At 62.6% G+C, this 19,414-nt stretch carries 19 protein-coding genes and 1 pseudogene; 15 read left to right on the top strand and 5 right to left on the bottom strand.

The window, feature by feature from the left end; translation table 11 throughout:
- Window positions 1–26 precede the first annotated feature (26 nt).
- Entirely contained in the window at window positions 27–1,022 is a 996-nt protein-coding gene (locus QM694_RS18240) for an ABC transporter ATP-binding protein (protein WP_415008330.1), read from the bottom strand.
- A gap of 330 nt (window positions 1,023–1,352) precedes the next feature.
- On the opposite strand from QM694_RS18240, the gene rpsF reads away from it, so the two are divergent.
- The 6 genes from rpsF (at window position 1,353) to QM694_RS18210 (ending at window position 6,418) form a co-directional block, all read left to right on the top strand.
- Window positions 1,353–1,826, top strand: a complete 474-nt coding sequence (gene rpsF / locus QM694_RS18235) for a 30S ribosomal protein S6 (protein ID WP_415008329.1) — start codon at window positions 1,353–1,355, stop codon at window positions 1,824–1,826.
- A gap of 5 nt (window positions 1,827–1,831) precedes the next feature.
- Window positions 1,832–2,071 (top strand): 30S ribosomal protein S18, encoded by a 240-nt coding sequence (rpsR, locus tag QM694_RS18230; protein ID WP_415008660.1) that lies wholly within the window; start codon window positions 1,832–1,834, stop codon window positions 2,069–2,071.
- 12 nt (window positions 2,072–2,083) lie between these two features.
- Window positions 2,084–2,650, top strand: coding sequence for a 50S ribosomal protein L9 (gene rplI, locus QM694_RS18225; RefSeq protein WP_415008328.1), 567 nt, complete (start codon window positions 2,084–2,086; stop codon window positions 2,648–2,650).
- A gap of 211 nt (window positions 2,651–2,861) precedes the next feature.
- Complete coding sequence (locus QM694_RS18220; RefSeq protein ID WP_415008327.1) at window positions 2,862–4,121, top strand: class I SAM-dependent methyltransferase; 1,260 nt, start codon at window positions 2,862–2,864, stop codon at window positions 4,119–4,121.
- Window positions 4,121–4,858 carry a gamma-glutamylcyclotransferase gene (locus tag QM694_RS18215; protein ID WP_415008326.1) on the top strand — a complete coding sequence of 246 codons (738 nt, stop codon included), beginning with the start codon at window positions 4,121–4,123 and terminating at the stop codon, window positions 4,856–4,858. The genes QM694_RS18220 and QM694_RS18215 overlap by 1 nt, the downstream gene beginning before the upstream one ends.
- Window positions 4,859–4,918: 60 nt before the next feature.
- Window positions 4,919–6,418, top strand: a complete 1,500-nt coding sequence (locus QM694_RS18210) for a replicative DNA helicase (RefSeq protein WP_415008325.1) — start codon at window positions 4,919–4,921, stop codon at window positions 6,416–6,418.
- A 144-nt stretch (window positions 6,419–6,562) separates the two neighbouring features.
- Here the strand turns inward: QM694_RS18210 and QM694_RS18205 are convergent, their stop codons facing one another.
- Together QM694_RS18205 and QM694_RS18200 are read right to left on the bottom strand one after the other, a co-directional pair.
- The gene (locus tag QM694_RS18205; RefSeq protein ID WP_415008324.1) at window positions 6,563–6,865 is read right to left on the bottom strand and encodes a hypothetical protein; all 303 of its coding nucleotides are present in this window, start codon (window positions 6,863–6,865) and stop codon (window positions 6,563–6,565) included.
- A 138-nt stretch (window positions 6,866–7,003) separates the two neighbouring features.
- Window positions 7,004–7,837, bottom strand: coding sequence for a phosphoenolpyruvate hydrolase family protein (locus QM694_RS18200; RefSeq protein ID WP_415008323.1), 834 nt, complete (start codon window positions 7,835–7,837; stop codon window positions 7,004–7,006).
- A gap of 146 nt (window positions 7,838–7,983) precedes the next feature.
- Between QM694_RS18200 and QM694_RS18195 the strand changes: the two genes are divergently transcribed.
- The 6 genes from QM694_RS18195 (at window position 7,984) to QM694_RS18170 (ending at window position 14,009) form a co-directional block, all read left to right on the top strand.
- Window positions 7,984–9,156 (top strand): ROK family transcriptional regulator, encoded by a 1,173-nt coding sequence (locus tag QM694_RS18195; protein ID WP_415008322.1) that lies wholly within the window; start codon window positions 7,984–7,986, stop codon window positions 9,154–9,156.
- Window positions 9,153–9,935, top strand: coding sequence for an ATP-binding cassette domain-containing protein (locus tag QM694_RS18190; RefSeq protein ID WP_415008321.1), 783 nt, complete (start codon window positions 9,153–9,155; stop codon window positions 9,933–9,935). The genes QM694_RS18195 and QM694_RS18190 overlap by 4 nt, the downstream gene beginning before the upstream one ends.
- Window positions 9,936–9,963: 28 nt before the next feature.
- A complete protein-coding gene (locus QM694_RS18185) occupies window positions 9,964–11,007 on the top strand; it encodes a sugar ABC transporter substrate-binding protein (protein ID WP_415008320.1) in 1,044 nt (347 codons plus the stop codon).
- Window positions 11,008–11,143: 136 nt separating this feature from the next.
- Window positions 11,144–12,142 carry an ABC transporter permease gene (locus QM694_RS18180; protein WP_415008319.1) on the top strand — a complete coding sequence of 333 codons (999 nt, stop codon included), beginning with the start codon at window positions 11,144–11,146 and terminating at the stop codon, window positions 12,140–12,142.
- Window positions 12,139–12,903: an SDR family NAD(P)-dependent oxidoreductase gene (locus QM694_RS18175; RefSeq protein ID WP_415008318.1), complete on the top strand. Its 765-nt coding sequence runs from the start codon at window positions 12,139–12,141 to the stop codon at window positions 12,901–12,903. The genes QM694_RS18180 and QM694_RS18175 overlap by 4 nt, the downstream gene beginning before the upstream one ends.
- An 8-nt stretch (window positions 12,904–12,911) precedes the next feature.
- The gene (locus tag QM694_RS18170) at window positions 12,912–14,009 is read left to right on the top strand and encodes an alanine racemase (protein ID WP_415008317.1); all 1,098 of its coding nucleotides are present in this window, start codon (window positions 12,912–12,914) and stop codon (window positions 14,007–14,009) included.
- Here QM694_RS18170 and QM694_RS18165 read toward each other — a convergent pair whose 3' ends face one another.
- Window positions 14,010–15,191, bottom strand: coding sequence for a hypothetical protein (locus QM694_RS18165; RefSeq protein ID WP_415008316.1), 1,182 nt, complete (start codon window positions 15,189–15,191; stop codon window positions 14,010–14,012).
- Between the two features lie 127 nt (window positions 15,192–15,318).
- Between QM694_RS18165 and hemA the strand changes: the two are divergent.
- From hemA to QM694_RS18150, 3 genes and pseudogenes are all read left to right on the top strand, one after another.
- Window positions 15,319–16,534: pseudogene (hemA, locus tag QM694_RS18160) on the top strand (5-aminolevulinate synthase).
- A gap of 129 nt (window positions 16,535–16,663) precedes the next feature.
- Window positions 16,664–17,644 (top strand): aldo/keto reductase, encoded by a 981-nt coding sequence (locus QM694_RS18155; RefSeq protein WP_415008315.1) that lies wholly within the window; start codon window positions 16,664–16,666, stop codon window positions 17,642–17,644.
- Window positions 17,645–17,646: 2 nt separating this feature from the next.
- On the top strand, window positions 17,647–18,573 hold the full coding sequence (locus QM694_RS18150; RefSeq protein ID WP_415008314.1) for a heme-dependent oxidative N-demethylase family protein: 927 nt from the start codon (window positions 17,647–17,649) through the stop codon (window positions 18,571–18,573).
- 40 nt (window positions 18,574–18,613) lie between these two features.
- Here the strand turns inward: QM694_RS18150 and QM694_RS18145 are convergent, their stop codons facing one another.
- A complete protein-coding gene (locus tag QM694_RS18145; RefSeq protein WP_415008313.1) occupies window positions 18,614–19,366 on the bottom strand; it encodes a DJ-1/PfpI family protein in 753 nt (250 codons plus the stop codon).
- Window positions 19,367–19,414 lie beyond the last annotated feature (48 nt).

Below are 19,414 nucleotides of genomic sequence, written 5' to 3'. Positions count from 1 at the left end.
TTCTCCCTGAGATTTTTATCTTCTGTTCAAGCGTCGGCCAGCACCAGCGCCGACTCGGGCCGCCAGCCCGCCGCCGCCGTGTCGCCGATTTCGAAGATGCCCCCGCCCCGCTCGGACTTGCGCGGGCTGAGCACCATGAATTCACCCATCCTGTCATTGGCGACGCGATATTCCGTATGCTCGCCAAGAAAGATGCGATTGAGAATTTTGACAGGCACCGCCACGCCCACGCCCTCGGGCAGCGCCTTGGCGGAGGCGGCGATCTCCACCATTTCAGGCCGCACGCTCGTCACCGTGCCGGGCTTGGGACCTTCAAAGAAATTCGACTTGCCGACGAAATCCGCGACATAGCGGTTGACGGGCTTGTCATAGAGTTCGCGCGGGCTGCCCGTCTGCACGATCCTGCCTTCGCGCATCACGCACACGCGGTCCGACATGGAGAGCGCCTCTTCCTGGTCATGCGTGACCAACAGGAAGGTGATGCCGACATCGCGCTGCAGGTTCTGAAGTTCGATCTGCATTTCGCGCCGGAGCTTGCGGTCGAGGGCGGCGAGCGGTTCATCGAGAAGCAGCACCGCGGGACGGTTGATGAGGGCGCGGGCCAGCGCCACACGCTGTTGCTGGCCGCCGGACAATTCATAGCTCCGCCGCGCCTCGTAGCCCTCAAGGCGCACCATCGCCAGCGCCTCTTTCACCGCCTTGTCGATTTCGGGTTTTGACGGCTTGGGCTTACGCTGGCGCAAGCCGTAAGACACATTGTCAGCGACCGAGAGATGCGGAAATAGCGCATAATGCTGGAACACCATGTTCACCGGGCGGCGGAACGCAGGCACGCCCGTCACATCCTGCCCCTGGATCAGCACCTGGCCCTCGCTCGGCTGCTCGAAACCCGCCATCATGCGGAGCGAGGTGGTCTTGCCGCAGCCTGAGGGGCCAAGGATCGACAGGAACTCGCCGGATTCGACCGAGAGGCTGTTCCGGTTCACCGCGACCACATCGCCGAAGCGCTTGGTCACGTCCATGAATTCAACCACCGGCTGTCCCAAAGTCACTTTCCTGCCAAGAACTTAACTGCTTGACGTTCAACCCGCGCAGCGAAATTGTCAATTGAACCTTTGGCAGGCAATGCGTTGCCCTTGCCATTCCCCGCCATTTCGGCCATAAGCCCGCTCACTTTCAAGGACCCGCCGGGGGCTGAACGGAAGGACCGTGCGAACGGTCAGGGGAATTGCCCCGTCTTCCCGTGTCTCCGCTCTTTCGTTTGACCGGTCTTTCGAGCCTTTCCGAGGTTCGAAAGAGGCTCTGCGCGGGATCATGAAGGACGTGAAACTGGAAAGAAAGGCTGATCAGACATGGCTCTTTATGAGCACGTTTTCCTGACCCGCCAGGATGCATCGAACGCACAGGTCGATGCCCTCGTGGAGCAGTTCAAAGGCATCATTGCCGCTGGTGGCGGCAAGATCGACAAGACCGAATACTGGGGCGTGAAATCCATCGCCTTCCGCATCAAGAAGAACCGCAAGGCGCATTACACGCTGATGAACATCGACGCCCCCGCCCCGGCGGTCGCCGAGATGGAGCGCCAGATGTCGCTTTCCGAAGACGTGATCCGCTTCATGACCGTGAAGGTCGAGGCGCTCGAGGAAGGCCCGTCGGCCCAGATGCGCCGCCGCGACGACCGCGAGGAGCGTTCCAGCTTCGGTGATGACCGTGGCTTTGGCGGCGGCGGGCGCAGCTTCGGCGACCGTCCCGACCGTGGCGGCGGTTTCGGCTCAAGCCGTGGACGCCGTGAAGAACGCAACGATGCTCCGGTGGAGGCAAACTGATGACCATGTCCGCCCAGCCGGCCCGCCGGCCCTTCTTCCGCCGCCGCAAGAGCTGCCCCTTCTCGGGTGCCAATGCGCCGAAGATCGACTACAAGGATGTGCGCCTCCTGCAGCGCTATATTTCCGAGCGCGGCAAGATCGTTCCCTCCCGCATCACCGCGGTGTGCGCCAAGAAGCAGCGTGAGCTGGCCCAGGCCATCAAGCGCGCCCGCTTCCTCGGCCTCCTGCCCTATGTGCTGAAGTAAGGAGAGCGCAAGATGGATGTCATTCTTCTCGAGCGCGTCTCCAAGCTGGGCGCCATGGGCGAAACGGTGAAGGTGAAGGACGGCTATGCCCGCAACTTCCTCCTCCGCCGCGGCAAGGCGCTGCGCGCCACCGATGCCAACAAGGCCAGGTTTGAGCGTGACCGCGCCGTTCTCGAAGCCCGCAACGCTGATCGCCGCTCGGCGGCTGAATCGGAAGCCAAGGGCCTCGACGGCAAGAGCTTCGTGCTGATCCGCCAGGCCGGTGAATCGGGCCAGCTCTATGGCTCCGTGAGCCCGCGCGACATCGCCGAGGCGGCCACCGCCCAGGGTGTGAAGGTCGACCGCGGCCACGTGCTGCTCGACACGCCGATCAAGACCATCGGCCTCTACACCGTCACCGTCTCGCCCCACCCCGAGGTGGAAGTGAAGATCACGGTGAACGTCGCCCGCTCGGCCGATGAGGCCGCAGCCCAGGCCCGTGGCGAGGACCTGACCGGCCCGGTCTCCGACCGTGCCGAAGCCCGCGCCGCCGCCGAAGCCCTGTTCGAACAGGAAACGGTGGAAGACGAGCAGGCCTGAGCCTCAACTCTTGAACGAACCTGGAAAGGCCGCGGGAACGCGGCCTTTTTGCTTTTCCAAAGGTCAAGAGGCTCTGCCTTTTCGGCATTAACCCTGTGCGTTTACCGCCTCTTGCTGCCTCTGCATGCCAGTATTAAAGTTTTATTAAGATTTGGGAGGGGCTCCGCCTGCCTTGGCACAGGGCATGGCGTGCGGGGCTGGGAGTACCGCGATGTTCACACTGCTCGATCGTGCCTTCAAAATGGTCGTAAAGACCGGGGCGCTGACTGTCATTTCGCCGAACGGAAAAGGCCATTCCTACGGTGACGGCACGGGAACACCTGTGACGGCGAAGATCACCAATGACCGCGCCGCCCGCCGCATCGCCATCGACGCCGACTTGGCGCTGGGCGAGGAATATATGAACGGCGGCCTCGTGCTGGAAAAGGGCACGATCTACGATCTGCTCGCCGTCCTGCTCAGGAACGCCGGTTCGATCTCGGATTATCCCCCGGTGGCGCAAGCGCTCTACAAGATGCGCGTCGGGTTGAAGCGGCTCGACCAGTATAACCCGGTGGGCAAGGCCAAGGCCAATGTGGCCCATCATTATGATCTCTCGGGCAAGCTCTACGATCTCTTTCTCGACCGCGACCGGCAATATTCCTGCGCCTATTTCGAGAGCGACGCAGCCTCGCTGGAGGATGCGCAACTGGCCAAGAAGCGCCACCTCGCCGCCAAGCTCGATATCAAGCCGGGCATGAAGGTTCTCGACATCGGTTCGGGCTGGGGCGGCCTTGGGCTTTATCTCGCGGAAATCTGCGGCGCCGATGTCACCGGTGTGACGCTCTCCGAAGAACAGCACAAGCTTTCCAGCGAGCGAGCCCAGCAGCGGGGCGTTGCCGACCATGTGAAGTTCAAGCTGCTCGACTACCGCAACCTCGATCAGAAGTTCGACCGCATCGTGTCGGTGGGCATGTTCGAGCATGTGGGCGTGGGCCACTACAGGGAATTCTTCCAGAAGGTGCGCTGGCTGCTCAAGGATGACGGCGTTGCCACGCTGCATTCGATCAACCGCTCCGATGGCCCGGGCGCCACAAGTGCCTGGATCAAGAAATATATCTTCCCCGGCGGCTATATCCCTGCCCTTTCCGAAGTGCTGCCGCACATCGAGAAGAACGGGCTTTATGTGACCGACATCGAAATCCTCAGGCTGCACTACGCCAAGACGCTGCGCGAATGGGCGAAGCGCTTCCATGACAACCGCGCGCGGGCGAAGGAGATTTACGACGAACGCTTCTGCCGGATGTGGGAGTTCTATCTGGCGGCGTCGGAATGCGCCTTCCGCTATGCCGGCATGAACAACTTCCAGATCCAGTTCGTGAAGGACCAGAACGTGCTGCCGCTGACGCGCGGCTATATCGAGGAAGCGGAGGCAAAGCTGCGGGCGCTCGAGGAAAAGCGGCCGCGTTTGAAGTCGATCCCGGCGGAGTGATGGCGAAGCCAGCGGCCAGGCTTCATCTCACGGCGGAGCATGTCGCGCGGGTCGAACGCACCGAAGCCGATCCCGGCCCCGAGCCCGGCACTGAAGAATTCAAGGATCACGAATACGACGAATGGGCCGCGCGGCTGATGGCGGATCACCGGGGCGGTGATGTGTGGGTTTTTGCCTACGGATCGTTGATCTGGAATCCGGTCTTCGAATTTTCGGAACAGCGCCGCGCGGTTGCACACGGATGGCACCGCGCCTTCTGCCTGCGCATGGCGCGCTGGCGCGGCACCCATGACCTGCCCTGCCTGATGATGGCGCTGGATCGCGGTGGCTCCTGCACCGGCATCGCCTACCGGTTGCCGCCGGAAGACCATCTTGGCCAGGTACGCCGCCTTCTTATCCGGGAACTGGATGACAAGCCTGCGTCCAATGTGCCGCGCTGGATTACCGCGCAAACAGCACGCGGCCCCCTTCAGGCACTGACGTTCGTGGCTCTCAAAAACGGCCGCTCTTACGTCAAGGACCTTACTCCCAAAAGGGTGGCTCACACGCTGGCGCGCGCCGCAGGCGACCTAGGCTCGGCGGCTCAATATTTGTTCCGTACCGTCTCCATGCTGGAAGAGCATGGCATCCGCGACCGCAACCTCTGGGAATTGCAACGGCTCGTGGCGAAGGAGATTGACGGAATGGATATTCCCGAAAACCGAAAGATCGACGGAATTTGCCCCGCCTGTGGATAACGCGCATAATCTCCCGGCAGAGTCGGCAGGAACGCCGCCTTTCGCTATCCACGGAACACCATGAACAGCCCGCTTCCGCTCCGCCCCGTCGAGGAGTTGCCCTCCGACGATGCCTACCGCACCCCGCCGCACAATCTGGAGGCGGAACAGGCGCTGCTGGGCGCCATCCTGACCAACAACGAGGCGTGCGACCGCGTGTCGGCCTTCCTCACGCCCGAACATTTCTTTGAAGCCATCCACGCCCGCATCTATGAGGCGGCCTCGACGCTGATCCGGGCGGGCAAGCTGGCGAGCCCGGTGACGCTCAAGACCTATTTCGAAAGCGATGCCACGCTGAAGGAAATCGGCGGGCCGGTTTACCTCGCGCGCCTTGCCGCCTCCGCCACCACCATCATCAACGCCGAAGAATATGGCCGCACCATCTACGAGACGGCGCAGCGGCGGAAACTCATCGGCATCGGCACCGATCTGGTGAATGACGCCTTCGAGCCGACAGTGGAGGACAGTTCGCGCGACCTGATCGAGCGCGCCGAGCAGACGCTGTTTGAAATGGCGGAGACCGGCAAATACGGACAGGGCTTCCAGCCTTTGACGCGCGCCCTCTCGCAGGCCATCGACATGGCCAGCGCCGCCTATCAGCGCGACGGCGGCTTGTCCGGCCTTTCAACGGGCCTCCGCGATCTCGATGAAAAGCTGGGCGGGCTGCAAGCCTCCGACTTGATCATCCTCGCCGGCCGCCCCGCCATGGGGAAGACGGCGCTGGCCACCAACATCGCCTACAATGTGGCCAAGCAATACAAGGCGGAATTCGGCTCCGACGGCTCAAACAAGGTGACGGACGGCGGGCTGGTGGCGTTCTTCTCGCTCGAAATGTCGAGCGAACAATTGGCGACGCGTATCATTTCCGGCCAGGCGGAAATTTCCTCCGAACTGATCCGCCGCGGCATCATCACCGATCATGATTTTGCAAAGCTCGTTGACGTGGCGCAGGAGCTGCAATCCCTGCCCTTCTATATCGACGACACCGGCGGCCTCACCATCGCGCAGGTGGCGGCGCGCGCCAGAAGGTTGAAGCGCCAGCGCGGACTAGGACTGATCGTCGTGGACTATTTGCAGCTTCTCGCCGGCTCCGCGCGCCGCGCTTCCGAAGGCCGCGTGCAGGAGGTGACGGAAATCACCGTGGGACTGAAAGCGCTGGCCAAGGAACTGAACGTGCCGATCATGGCGCTGTCGCAGCTTTCGCGCCAAGTGGAGAGCCGCGACGACAAGCGCCCGCAACTGGCTGATTTGCGCGAGTCCGGCTCGATCGAGCAGGACGCCGACGTGGTGATGTTCGTGTTCCGCGAGGAATATTATCTCGAGCGCCTCAAGCCCGCCGAAGGCACGCCGGAATTCCAGGACTGGTTCGAAAAAACCAGCCGCGCCCATGGCAAGGCCGAAGTGATCATCGGCAAACAGCGCCACGGCCCCACCGGCACGGTGGAACTGCAGTTCGACGGGAAATATACAAAGTTCGGCAACCTCGCGCGGGATGACGCGATCCCGGAGAGGTTTGAGTAGGCCGCTTTTCTTCACCCTTCGCCCGGCAAAGCCGGGAGAAGGTGGACGCGCCCCGCGCGGCCGGATGAGGGCCGATGGCACGCAAGGCGTGGCATCGGTGCCAAAGGCGACAATCATCCTTACAATGCAGTGTGGGAGATTGGTCTAAGTGCCTGGATCGGATGAGTCGATCAAAATGAAACAGGTATTCCTCACGATAAATATATGGCTTGCAAGATTTTCTTGCGGGATCCTTCTAATTTTCTCTTCAATGATTGGCTGCCTGCTGATTGTAGTTCTATTTCTAATCGGATTTGCAAACGTGTATTCAGTTTTTGCCATAGTAAGTTGTTTTGGCACCTTGCCATATTTTTTAATTCTCAATGGGGCTTGCAAGCGGTGGCGAACAAAATTCGATACGTTGAAACATGATTGACCATCAAGCGACAGTTCCGTCTTGCTGCGCAAGACGGCCCTCATCCGCCCTTCGGGCACCTTCTCCCAAATGAATTTGGGAGAAGGGTAATTAACCATCGCGCCGCCTTCCGTCTTTCCAGTTCCTGCGCGTGGCGTTTGAGGATGTGCGAGGTTGCGGGGGAAGGCGGTTTACTTGAACCTGATCGCCTTGAATTTCTGCGTCTGCTCGACCAGCGCCACTTCGGTGGGGAGCCGCTCCATGGAGGAGGCTCCATAGAAGCCGTGGCAGTTCTTCGTGTTCCTGAGGATGAACTCGGCGTCATCGGGCATCGACACGGGGCCGCCATGCACGATGACGATGGCATCCCTGTTGACCTTCAGCGCGGCTTCAGCCCATTCATCGACGAGTGCGGGGCAATCGGCGAGCTTCAGCGCCGTCTGGGAGCCGATGCTGCCACCGGTCGTGAGGCCCAGATGGCAGACGATGATGTCAGCCCCCGCCTTTGCCATTGCCTCGGCTTCCCCGGCATTGAAAACGTAAGGCGTGGTCAGCATGTCCTTCGACCGCGCAAGGCGGATAAGGTCCACCTCCAGCCCGTAGGACATGCCGGTCTCTTCCAGATTGGCGCGGAAGGTGCCGTCGATCAGGCCCACGGTCGGAAAATTCTGGATGCCGGAAAAGCCCATGGCGTTCAGATCATCGAGGAACTTGTCGAAGAGGCAGAAGGGATCGGTGCCGTTCACGCCCGCCAGAACCGGCGTGTTCTTGGCCATGGGCAGCACCTCGCGGCCCATCTCCATGACGATCTCATTGGCGTTGCCATAGGCGAGCACGCCCGAAAGAGACCCGCGCCCCGCCATGCGGTAGCGCCCGGAATTATAGATGACGATGAGGTCGATGCCGCCCGCTTCCTCGCATTTAGCGGAAAGCCCGGTGCCCGCGCCGCCGCCCACGATGGGGATGCGGCGGCGTTTCATGTCCTGGTATTTTTCCATCAAGTCCTTGCGGGCAAAGCGCGGCACGTCGGTCTCTCCTGTGGTTGCGGGCGGCACTATAAGCAAAGGCGGGCGGGTGAAAAGAATTCTTGCGGGCGATTTATAGAAACCATTTGCATTATTCATTCACCCGTGTAGCCTCATCGCCGGAAACACAGGAAGAGGCGGTTGAGATGGCCCTCAAGGGCACCAACCAGGAGTTCGGGCGGCCCTATAACCGGCGCATCGTGCTGGAAGCCATCCGCATGCACGGGCCCATCGAGCGCGGCGAGATCGCCCGGCGCGTCGGCCTCACCGTGCAGACGGTCGCCAACATCATCCGCGAACTGGAAGAGCAGGGCTTCATCACCGCGGCCCGCGCCGAACCGAAAGGCCGCGGGTCACCGGCCACGCGCGTCGCCATCAATTCCGGCGGCGGCCATGCCATTGGCATTCATGTGACGCCGCTGGGGCTGGAAGCGGCCCTTGTCGATCTGGGCGGCACGATCCTCGCCCGCGCCGCCAGCAAGCTGCCGCATCCCGAACCCCGGCAGGCCTTTGCCGACATCCGGCGGCTGGTGAAGCAGCTCAAGCCCAAGCCGGATGCGCGGCTTCTTGGCGTTGGCCTCGCCATGCCCGGCCCTTTCGATGTCGATTCGATGAGCTTCGTCGGCCCCACCACGCTCGAAGGCTGGAAGGGCTTTCCCGTCGAACAGAAGCTCGCCGAGATCACCGGCCTTCCCGCTTTCGTGGAAATCGACCATGCAGCGGCGGCGCTGGGCGAACGTCTCTATGGCGCGGGCAAGCCGTTCCGCGATTTCTACTATCTCTATTTCGGCGTCGGTCTGGGCGGCTGCATGGTTTATGAGGGCCTGCCGTGGCGCGGCAGCCACCGCAATGCCGGCGAGATCGGCCATGTGCCACTGGTGCCGGAGGGCGAGCCGTGCGCCTGCGGCAATCGCGGCTGTCTCGAACGCTATCTGTCGCTCGAAGCCTTTGAGCGCCGCAGCGCTGTCATCGGCCGCGAGGGCTGGATCGCCGAAGCCGCTCCCCTCCTCCGCAGCGCCGTGGCGGCGGTCGAAAATCTCTTCGATCCCGAAACCATCCTGTTCGGCGGCCTGGCTGACGAGCAATTGATGGATGACCTGATCGCCCGCGCCATGCCCCTTGGCAATTCCGTGTCGCAGCGGTCGAACCGCGAGACGCCGCGCCTCATCCGCGCGGCGGGCGGGCAGGATGCGGTGCTGCGTGGTGCGGCGGCGCTGGCCATCGCTGGTGTGCTGTCGCCGCGCTTCGGGCTTCTCTTCACGCAAACCGATCACAAGCCGTCGGTCGATCCCCTCTTCACCGCAAGGAATGTTGCATGAGCGACGACATATTGCTGAAGCTCGAAAATGTGACGCGCAATTTCGGCGCCATCGAAGCGCTGCGCGGCATCAGCTTCGAGGTGAAGCGCGGCGAGGTCATCGCCCTTCTGGGCGACAATGGCGCGGGCAAATCCACGCTGGTGAAAATCATTTCCGGCGGCCTTGAGCCAACGTCCGGCCAGATGACCTTCGATGGCCAGCAGCGCTTCTTCGCCTCGCCTTCGGAGGCCAAGGCGGCAGGCATCGAGACCGTCTATCAGGACCTGTCGCTCTGCACCAATGTCGATGTCGTCGCCAATTTCTTCATGGGCCGCGAGATCGTGAAGAAATATTTCGGCATCCCCGTGCTGCAGGAACGCGAGATGGAGGCCGTCACCGCCAAGGCCATCGCCAATGCCGGAACGCGCATCCCGTCACTCCGCACCAATGTCGAATATCTTTCGGGCGGCCAGCGCCAGGCGATCGAGCTCAATCGCTTCGTTCACTGGGGCGGCAAGCTGGTGCTGCTGGACGAGCCTTTCGCGGCGCTGGGCGTCGAGCAGACGCGGCGCGGCTTGGCGATGATCAAGCAGATCGCCGCACAGGGCATTGGCGTCATCATCATCACCCACATCATGGCGCAGGCCTTCCAGGTGGCGGACCGCATTGTGGTCATCCGCCAGGGCAAGGTGGCTGGCAATGTCGAACGCAACCGCACCAGCCCCGATGAGGTGGTGCGCATGATCACTGGCGAGTCCCTCGAAGGGGCAGCCCAAGAACCGAGGCCGAATGGCCCGTGACAAGCAAACCCAACCAAGGAGACGTTCCATGAATCACCTGCGCCGGATTCTGATTTCCTCGATCGCCCTCGCGGCGGTGGGGCTCAACGCGCCCGCCTTCGCGGAGTCGAAAGGCAAGATCTATTACATGGTGCCGACACTGCTGGACGAGTTCCAGACCGAGTCGGTGTCGGCCATCACCAAGTTCATGGGTGATGTCGGCTATGAGGTCGTCACCCTCAACGCCGACAACAAGACCGACCTTCAGCAGAGCCAGATGGACGACACCATCCTGCAGAAGCCCAAGGCCATCATCATGGCGGCGGTGGACTTCAACGCCATCAAGCCCGCCATCGAGAAGGCGCGCGCCGCCGGCATCCCGGTCATGATCTTCGACCGCCAGATCACCTCGACGCCGACCGATCTCACCTCGGTGGCCGGCACGGTGGAAATCGGCCATGTGGCGGCCGACCAGATCGAGCGCCTGTTGAAAGAGAAGAAAGGCGATGTGAAGGGCAAGATTCTTCAGGTTCTGGGCGACCCGTCCGATCCCTACACGCTCGACATCCAGAAGGGCTTTGAGGAAAAGATGAAGGCCTTCCCGGGCGTGCAGATCATCTCGCTGCCCGCCATGAACTGGGAAGCCTCGAATGCCGGCACCATCGTGGCCGACCAGCTCGTGGCGAACCCCGATATCGACCTGATCTTCGTGCACGCGGCGCATCTCGCGGTGGCCGCCGTCGCCTCGCTCGAAGCCAAGGGCAAGAAACCGGGCGACGTGATGCTGGTGTCCTCGAACGGCGCGCCTGTTGGCCTCGACCTGATCCGCAAGGGCTGGGAAAACGTGGAAGTGGAGCAGCCGCTTTATGCGCAGGCCGCCGCACTCGCCATGTTCGCCGACAAGGTGGTGAACAAGCAGGAGATCAAGCCCGGAAATTACAAGGTGCTGGGCCTCGACTCGGTGATGACGATTGAGTCCTGGGGTCCGAACATCAAAATTCCGGGCGCCGCCATCACCAAGGACAATGTCGACGAGCCGCGCTTCTGGGGCAACCTGAAGGCGCCCGCCGACAAGATCGTTCCGGTGGAGTGATTCAGAAAATCTTACGTCGCTTTTCCGTCATGCCAGCGCAGGCTGGCATCCCGCTTCACTTCCCTCTGCTGAAGCGGGACCCCGGCCTTCGCCGGGGTGACGGACTTATTTTTACTCCTTAACAAGAGATTCACCCATGACCTCACCCCGCCAGCGGGCCATCGCCGAATTCGTCCTCGACCATCTCGTCTGGTTCATGCTGGCGGTGATGCTGGCGGTGTTCTCGATTTTCGTGCCCAATTTCTTCCAGCCCGGCATTTTCGTGAACATCATCGAAAGCTCCACCATGACGGGCGTCATGTCGATCGGCCTCGCCATCGTCATCATCGCCGGCCACATGGACCTGTCGGTTGAATCGGTGGCGGCACTGGCCGCCATGGTCACCGGCATCCTGTTCTGCTCGCACGGCATCGGCATGGGCCTCACGCTCACGCCGGAATGGCTGGCGCTTCCTGTCTCGCTTGGCATCGCGCTGCTGATCGGCGGGGCAATCGGACTGCTGAACGGTATTCTGGTGGTCAGGCTCAAGATGGAAGCGTTCATCGTCACGCTTGCCTCCTATATCTGGGTCAGAGGCCTCGTCGTCGCCATGTCCGGCGGACGTTCGGCGCAGGACCTTTCACCGTCGATCCGCTTTATCGGCGTCGACACCATCCTCGGCATTCCGCTGATCGCGTGGATCGCCATTCTGTGCTTCGCGGCCTTCAGTTTCATGATGGCGAAAACACCGTTCGGGCGGCACATCACGCTGGTGGGCGGCAATGCGGTGGCGGCCTTTCGGGCCGGCATCAAGGTGGACCGGCTGATGCTCATCAGCTTCATTCTCGCTGGGGCCATCGCAGGCCTCGCAGGCTGGCTGCTGGCCATCCGCACCTCGGGCGCAACAGCCAATCTCGGCGTCGGCATGGTGTTCCAGGCCTTCGCCGCCGTGGTGATCGGCGGCGTCAGTCTCAAGGGCGGCGTTGGCCGCCTGCCGGGCGTCTATGCAGGCGTGCTGCTGCTCCATTCCATTCAGACGGCGATCAACCTCATGGGCCTTCCCGCCCATTACACGCAGATGATCCTTGGCTTCCTGGTGCTGGCCGCCGTGCTGCTCGACACGCTCAAACTTCAGATACGTCAGAGGATTGCATGACAAAGAGACTCGATGGCCGCGTAGCGCTGGTGATCGGCGCGGCGCGGGGCATCGGCGAAGCCATCGCGGCGCGCTTCCATGAGGAAGGGGCGAAGGTGGTGATCGCCGACACCGAAGTCGAAGCGGGCGAGGCCACGGCAAAACGCCTCAACGGGCGCTTCATCGCCACCAATATTTCCCGTGAGGATGAGGCCAATCGCGCCGTGCAGGCGGCCCTTGATTTCGGGGGCCTCGACATTCTCGTCCAGAACGCCGGCATCTATCCCTGGACGCTGATCGAAAACACTTCGCCCGAGGAGTGGGATTCGGTGCTGGGCGTCAATCTGCGCGGCACCTTCCTCGCCGCCAAGGCCGCTCTGCCGCATATGCGCGCCAAAAAATCGGGCCGCATGATCTTCACCTCGTCGATCACCGGCCCCCGTGTCACCAGCCCCGGCCACGGCCATTACTCGGCATCCAAGGCAGGCATCAATGGCTTCATCAAATCAGCGGCTCTTGAGTTTGCGGGCTACGGCATCACGGTGAACGGCATCGAGCCCGGCAACATCCTCACCGAAGGCATGAAGATGCACCGCAGCGCCGATTTCATCCGCACCATGGAAGAGGCGGTGCCAATGGGCCGCCTCGGCACGCCGCGCGACATCGCCAATGCGGCGCTCTTTCTCGCCTCCGATGATGCGGCCTACATCACCGGCACCACCATCATCGTCGATGGCGGCCAAACCCTGCCGGAAGGCAAGGATTTCAAGATCACGCCTTAAGGATTTTCATGGATATCATCGACCAGTTCCAGTTCGAAGATGTTGGCAAGCGTCTCGAAGACCTCGAGACGCCGGTGCCCGTCATCGACATTGATGTGGTGGACCGCAATGTGCTGAAATGGCAGGCGCGCTGCGACACGCTCGGCATCGCCAACCGCCCGCACATCAAGACGCACAAGCTCGTCCCCCTCGCCCGCCACCAGATCGCCTGCGGGGCCAAGGGCATCACGGTGCAAAAACTCGGCGAGGCGGAGGTGATGGCGGATGCCGGCATCCGAGACATGCTGCTCACCTTCAATGCGATCGGCCGCCCCAAGCTGGAGCGCCTCGCGGCATTGATGAAGCGCACCGGCATTTCTGTCGTTGCCGACAATGCCGACATGCTTGAGGGCCTTTCGTGGGCAGCGCAACAGGCCGGCCGCACGCTCAGCGTGCTGGTTGAATGCGATACTGGCGCCCACCGCAACGGCGTGCAATCACCGGAAGCCGCGGCGGCACTGGCTCAGCAGATTGCCCGTATGCCAGGCCTCGCTGCGGGCGGCCTGATGACCTATGCCAAGACAGGCACGCGGGTGGCAGCGCATGACTGGCTGATGGCGGCGCGCGATCTCATCACCCGCGCAGGCCTTCCCTGCCCCGTCATCACCACCGGCGGCTCACCCGACATGTGGCTGGATGATGGCCTCGCGGGCATCACCGAATACCGGGCAGGCACCTATATTTATGCCGACCGTTCGCTCGCCGAGCCCGGCCTCTTCAGCTACGACGATTGCGCGCTCTCGGTGCTAGCTACCGTGGTCAGCACGCCAACCGGCGATCGCGCCATGCTGGACGCAGGCTCGAAGTCGCTGACGTCAGATTTGCTCGGCCTCACCGGCTATGGCGTGGTGCGCGAACTTGGTTTCGCCCGCGTCTATGACATGAGCGAGGAGCACGGCTTCCTCGACATCAGCAAGGCCAATCACAAGCCGCATGTGGGCGATCTGGTGCGCATCATACCCAACCACGTCTGCCCGGTCACCAATCTGTTCGACAAGGTGGTATTCGTGCGCGGCGATGAGGTGCTGGGCGCGGTGCGCGTCGATGCACGGGGCACCGTGCAATAGTCAAGCGAGGATGGCGTTCACCGCCTCCGCGACGCGAAGCTCATCGCCCTCGCCCAGGCAGAGCGGGCTGAGGAACACCACGTGTGAGTCCCACACCGAAGCATCGGCGTGAACCGATGGCGTTCCCGCTGCAAGGCGGATGAGAAAGTCCTCCGCCGTCATATCCTTCAGCGTCAGCTTCACCTGCGGCACGGCGGAACGATCATCCGTATACAGAAGATCAACGCCGCCAAAGCGCAAGCCCGTGGCCATCACATTCACCCGCTTCAGCCATCGCGCATGGCGGGCGGCATCGCCTTCTTCAACGAACAAGCGCAACGCCGTCAGCAGCCCCACAATCTCTTCCTTCCCCGCTTTGCAAGAGCGTCCAATGCCATGCTGCGGCACGCCCTTGAGGCCCGTCTTATCGATGAGTAAGGGCGGCGGCTGCCAGCGCGCCCAGGGAATATCGAAATCGAGATGCTGCAGCGCCGCCGACATGATGAGATCGTGCCTGCCGCACAGAAAGCCCGAGGCCTGCGGCCCGCCGATCACCTTGCCTCCCGAAAAGGCCACGAGGTCCGCGCCCTCGGCGATGAAGCGGCGGAGATTGGATTGCGGCGGCAATTGCGCGGCGGCATCCACGAACACCGGAACGCCCCGGCCATGCGCCACCTCCACCACTTCCGGCAGCGATGGCCTTGCCAGCGCGTCGGCCACGTAAAACACCGCCGCCGTGCGCTCGCTGATCGCCGCGTCGATCTCCCATCCTTCAGCATCGCGCACGCCCGCGCCCGCGAAACGGTCGGGCAAGCCTACCTCGACGATGCGGGCGCCCGCGGCGCGCACCGCATGGTCATAGAAATTGCGCTGGCTCCGCGCCATCACCACTTCATTTTTCAAGCTAGCCGTATCGGGAAGCCGCGCCATGGCGGAAAGATCGTGCCCGGCAATGCAGGCCGCCGTGGCCAGCAACAGGCAGGCCGATGCGCCACTCGCCACATAGCCCGCCTCCGCGCCCGTTACGGCGGCGATCTCGCGTGAAGCCGCCGCCTGCAGCGCCGCGATATCGACGCAGGCGTGAGAGGCCTCCACCATCGCATCCGCCACCTCGCGCCGCATGATGCCGCCCGACAGCCGCGTGGCGGTGCCCTTGGCGTTGATGATGGTGGGCACGCCGAGGCGATCATAAACCGATGTCATTTCTCGAACCTCTCCTGATTTCAATACCATAGCGGAGATGCCACATTCAGCAAGGTCGTGGGCATTTCGTCGCGTGCGGCATCATCGGGCTTGCCCCGTTGCAAAGCCCGGCGCAGATCGGGTCATCATGGATTATGAAGCCTTCTTCCAGAACAGCCTCGCCGGTCTCCACAGCGAAGGCCGCTATCGCGTTTTTGCCGATCTCGAACGGAGAGCGGGTCACTTTCCATACGCCACCTTTCACAGCGCGTCCGGCCAGCGCGACATCACGGTCTGGTGCTCCAATGATTATCTCGGCATGGGCCAGCATCCCAAAGTGCTGGCCGCCATGCATGAGGCGCTGGACCGCGCGGGCGCGGGTGCGGGAGGCACGCGCAATATTTCCGGCACCAGCCATTATCATGTCGAGCTTGAGCGCGAGCTCGCCGATCTGCACGGCAAGGAGAGCGCCCTCCTCTTCACATCAGGCTATGTATCGAACTGGGCGGCGCTCGGCACGCTCGCGGCGGGCCTTCCCGATTGCGTGGTGCTGTCGGACGCCGGCAATCACGCCTCGATGATCGAAGGCATCCGCCACAGCAAGGCGGAGCGCCATATCTTCAAACACAATGACATGGCGGACCTCGAGCGGCTGCTGAAGTCCCTCGATCCGGCGCGGCCGAAGCTCATCGCCTTCGAGTTCGGTCTATTCGATGGATGGCGACATCGGACCGATCCGCGCCATCTGCGATCTCGCCGACAAATACAATGCCATGACCTATCTCGACGAGGTCCATGCGGTGGGCATGTATGGCCCGCGCGGCGGCGGCGTGGCGGAGCGCGAGGGGCTGATGCACCGGCTCACCGTGATCGAAGGCACGCTGGGCAAGGCCTTCGGCGTGGCAGGGGGCTATATCGCGGCGTCGGCGACGCTGTGCGATTTCGTGCGCAGCTTCGCGTCCGGTTTCATCTTCACCACTTCAATTCCACCCGCCGTTGCGGCGGGGGCCACGGCGTCGATCCGTCACCTGAAAGCGAGCGATGCGGAACGGCTGGGCCAGCGTGACCGGGTGGCGAAACTCCGCCGCAGGCTGGACCAGACCGGCATCCCCTACATGCCGAACCACAGCCACATCGTACCGGTGATGGTGGGCGATGCGCGCAAGTGCAAATGGATCAGCGACATCCTGCTTGAGCAGCATGGCATCTATCTGCAGCCGATCAATTATCCCACCGTGCCGCGCGGCACCGAGCGGCTGCGCATCACGCCCACGCCGCTCCACAGCGATGCCGATATTGACCATCTCGTCAACGCGCTCTCGGCGCTGTGGTCGCAATGCGCGCTGAGCCGGGCCGTCGCCTGAAGGGAATATTCCACCGCGAGCCATGACGGGGAAGCAAGGCCCCGTTCCGGACTTCGCCTTGTTGCGGGGGGCGGCAGGAACTCATACTCAAGCGCACACGGCGGTTCCCACGCCCCCGGAGTTGCAACCATGCGCACACGTTCCCTCGATACGCTTTCCGTCTCCTGCCTTGGCCTTGGCTGCATGGGCATGTCGGAATTCTATGCCGGCCGCGATGATGCGGAATCAATCGCCACCATTCACAGCGCCCTCGATCTCGGCGTGAACTTCCTCGACACCGCCGATATGTATGGCCCCGGCACCAATGAGGTACTAGTGGGCAAGGCCATCAAGGGCCGCCGCGATCAGGTGGTGCTGGCCACCAAGTTCGGCAATGTGCGGGGGCCCGATGGCGCATTCCTGGGCGTCAATGGCCAGCCCGCCTATGTGCGCCAGTGCTGCGAGGACAGTCTGAAGCGTCTGAACGTCGATATGATCGATCTCTATTATCAGCATCGCGTTGATCCCAACGTGCCCATCGAAGAAACGGTGGGCGCAATGGCGGAACTGGTGAGAGAAGGCAAAGTGCGGCACCTGGGGCTCTCCGAAGCGAGCCCCGCCACCATCCGCCGCGCCCATGCCACCCATCCCATCACGGCGCTGCAAACCGAATATTCGCTGTGGACGCGCGATGTGGAGGCGGAGATTCTGCCCACGGTGCGCGAACTCGGCATCGGCTTTGTGGCGTATAGCCCGCTGGGCCGCGGCTTTCTCACCGGGCGGTTCAAATCCATGGATGCGCTGGAGGCGGGCGATTACCGCCGCAACACGCCGCGCTTCCAGGGTGAAAATCTGGCGCGCAACCTCGCCATCGTTTCGGCGGTTGAAACAATCGCGAAACGGAAGGGCTTGACACCGGCGCAACTGGCGCTGGCTTGGGTGTTGGCGCAGGGCGAGGACATCGTGCCCATTCCCGGCACCAAGCGGCGCAAATATCTCGAAGAGAATATCGCCGCAGCGGACATCACGCTCACGCCTGGCGAATTGAAGCAATTGTCCGATGCGGTGCCCAAGGGCGCTGCGGCAGGAGAACGCTATATCCCGGCCTCGATGGCTGCGGTAAACAGATAGGCATGACTCCGCCAAAATACCGCCCATGGATCGCCGCCGCCGCATCTTTCCAGATCGGCCTTAAGCCGTCCGATCCTGCAACATGGATCGATGTCACGGATGGCTATGCCGCCTTCATGGCGGAGAAGCGCCAGCGCCTCGATGGCCTGCCGCCGCTCTATTACCGCACATTGCCGGAGTCATTGCCAGCCCAAGAGGAGTTGCGCGATCTCATCGTGGCGCATCTTCTCGCGCAGCACGGCCAGCATTTCACCCGGCGCGGCGATCACTTGCACTGCGCCATCGATGACATGGTGCACGCCATCAACAAGGGTGAGCCGCTGGCAGCCATCAGCATGGCGATTGAAGAAGACTTCATGCTGCTGAAGCCCGGGGACGGCAAGGTCACCATCACGGCCGCGTCCAACGCCTACACGACGTCGGGCCGCATCGTGTCGTCGGTCGGCCATCCCATGCAATGGGCGCACGAGCATGTGCCGAAGCTCAATGACCAGCTTGGCCCCCGGGTTGACCGCGTGCTCGCCAACATCAAGCCCGGCCAGCCGGTGGAGCGTTTCAACTGGGCCATTACGCCCATCGCCACGCTGTTCTTTCCCGACAGCCCGCATGAGGCCAATGTCGCGGCAGCGGGGAAGATCGCCGAAGACCTCAGTCGCGATCCTTCAAACTGTGGCGCGCAATTGTGGCTGAGGGCCGAGCGGCAAATTCTCGTGCGCCTGCCGCAAACCGGCGCGATCGCCTTTTCGCTCCACACCTATTCCGATCCGCTGCAGTCCCTCAGCGAGGACCCCGAAAGCCTCACCGCCATCGCAGCGCTTCTCACCGGCTATGACGAAGACCGGCTGCGCTATTCCGCCATGACAGAGTTGCGCGCACCTGTGCTGGAATGGATTGAACAGCAGACAGCCTGCATCACCGAACCAGCTTAACTGTCCTCGCCCCTCTCTCGAGAGGCGAAGACATGTCATCCTACGCCACCAGCTGCTTCACCAGCGCGTCCACCATGCGCGGCAGGTCGTAGGGGAAGCGGGCGGTGATGAGGTTCCCGTCCACCACGCAGGGTTCGTCCAGCACGGTGGCGCCGGCGTTGGCGAGATCGACCTGGATGTTCCACACGGCGGTGGCCTTCTTGCCGCGCAGCATGTCGGCGGAGACCATCACCCACTGGCCATGGCAGATGGCGCAGGTGGGCTTGCCCGCCGCATGCATCGCCTTGGCGAAGTCGCGCGCGTGCTTGTCGGTGCGGAGCGCATCGGGGTTCCAGCAGCCGCCGGGCATGATCACCGCGTCATAGTCGGAAACCTTGGCCTCATCCGTGTAGCGGTCAATCTTCAGCCAGCCCGCATTCTCCATCAGGCGGATGGCGAGCACATGGGTGGCGCATTGCGGCGGAAACCTGAGGCCCAGCGTCGGATGGAATTCGCCGATGCGGGTCGAGACGACATGCACTTTCGCGCCATGCTCGGTCAGCCATTTCATGGCGCCGACGATCTCCACCTCTTCAACGCCATTGGTGCAGCAGATGGCGATGGTCTTGCCTTTCAGCAGGTTGGGATTGGTGGGCGGGTCGAGCAGGAAGCGGTTCAACTCACGGTTCAATTCGCCATCCGCCGAGACAAGAAGCTCCGTCGAGATCGACGGCACGGGCGAGGTGGTCATGTAATTCTGCATGCGCAGCAACGTGGCGTTCTGGGCGGAAGAAGGGTCGTGCGGCTTGTTCATTGGGTCCTCCAAATGGTCCGTTTCTTATGATGCAAGGCGTATATCAGG

The organism is Aestuariivirga sp., assembly GCF_047602625.1.
Classification (GTDB): Bacteria; Pseudomonadota; Alphaproteobacteria; order Rhizobiales; family Aestuariivirgaceae; genus Aestuariivirga.
This window is presented reverse-complemented; position numbering and strand designations above follow the sequence as displayed.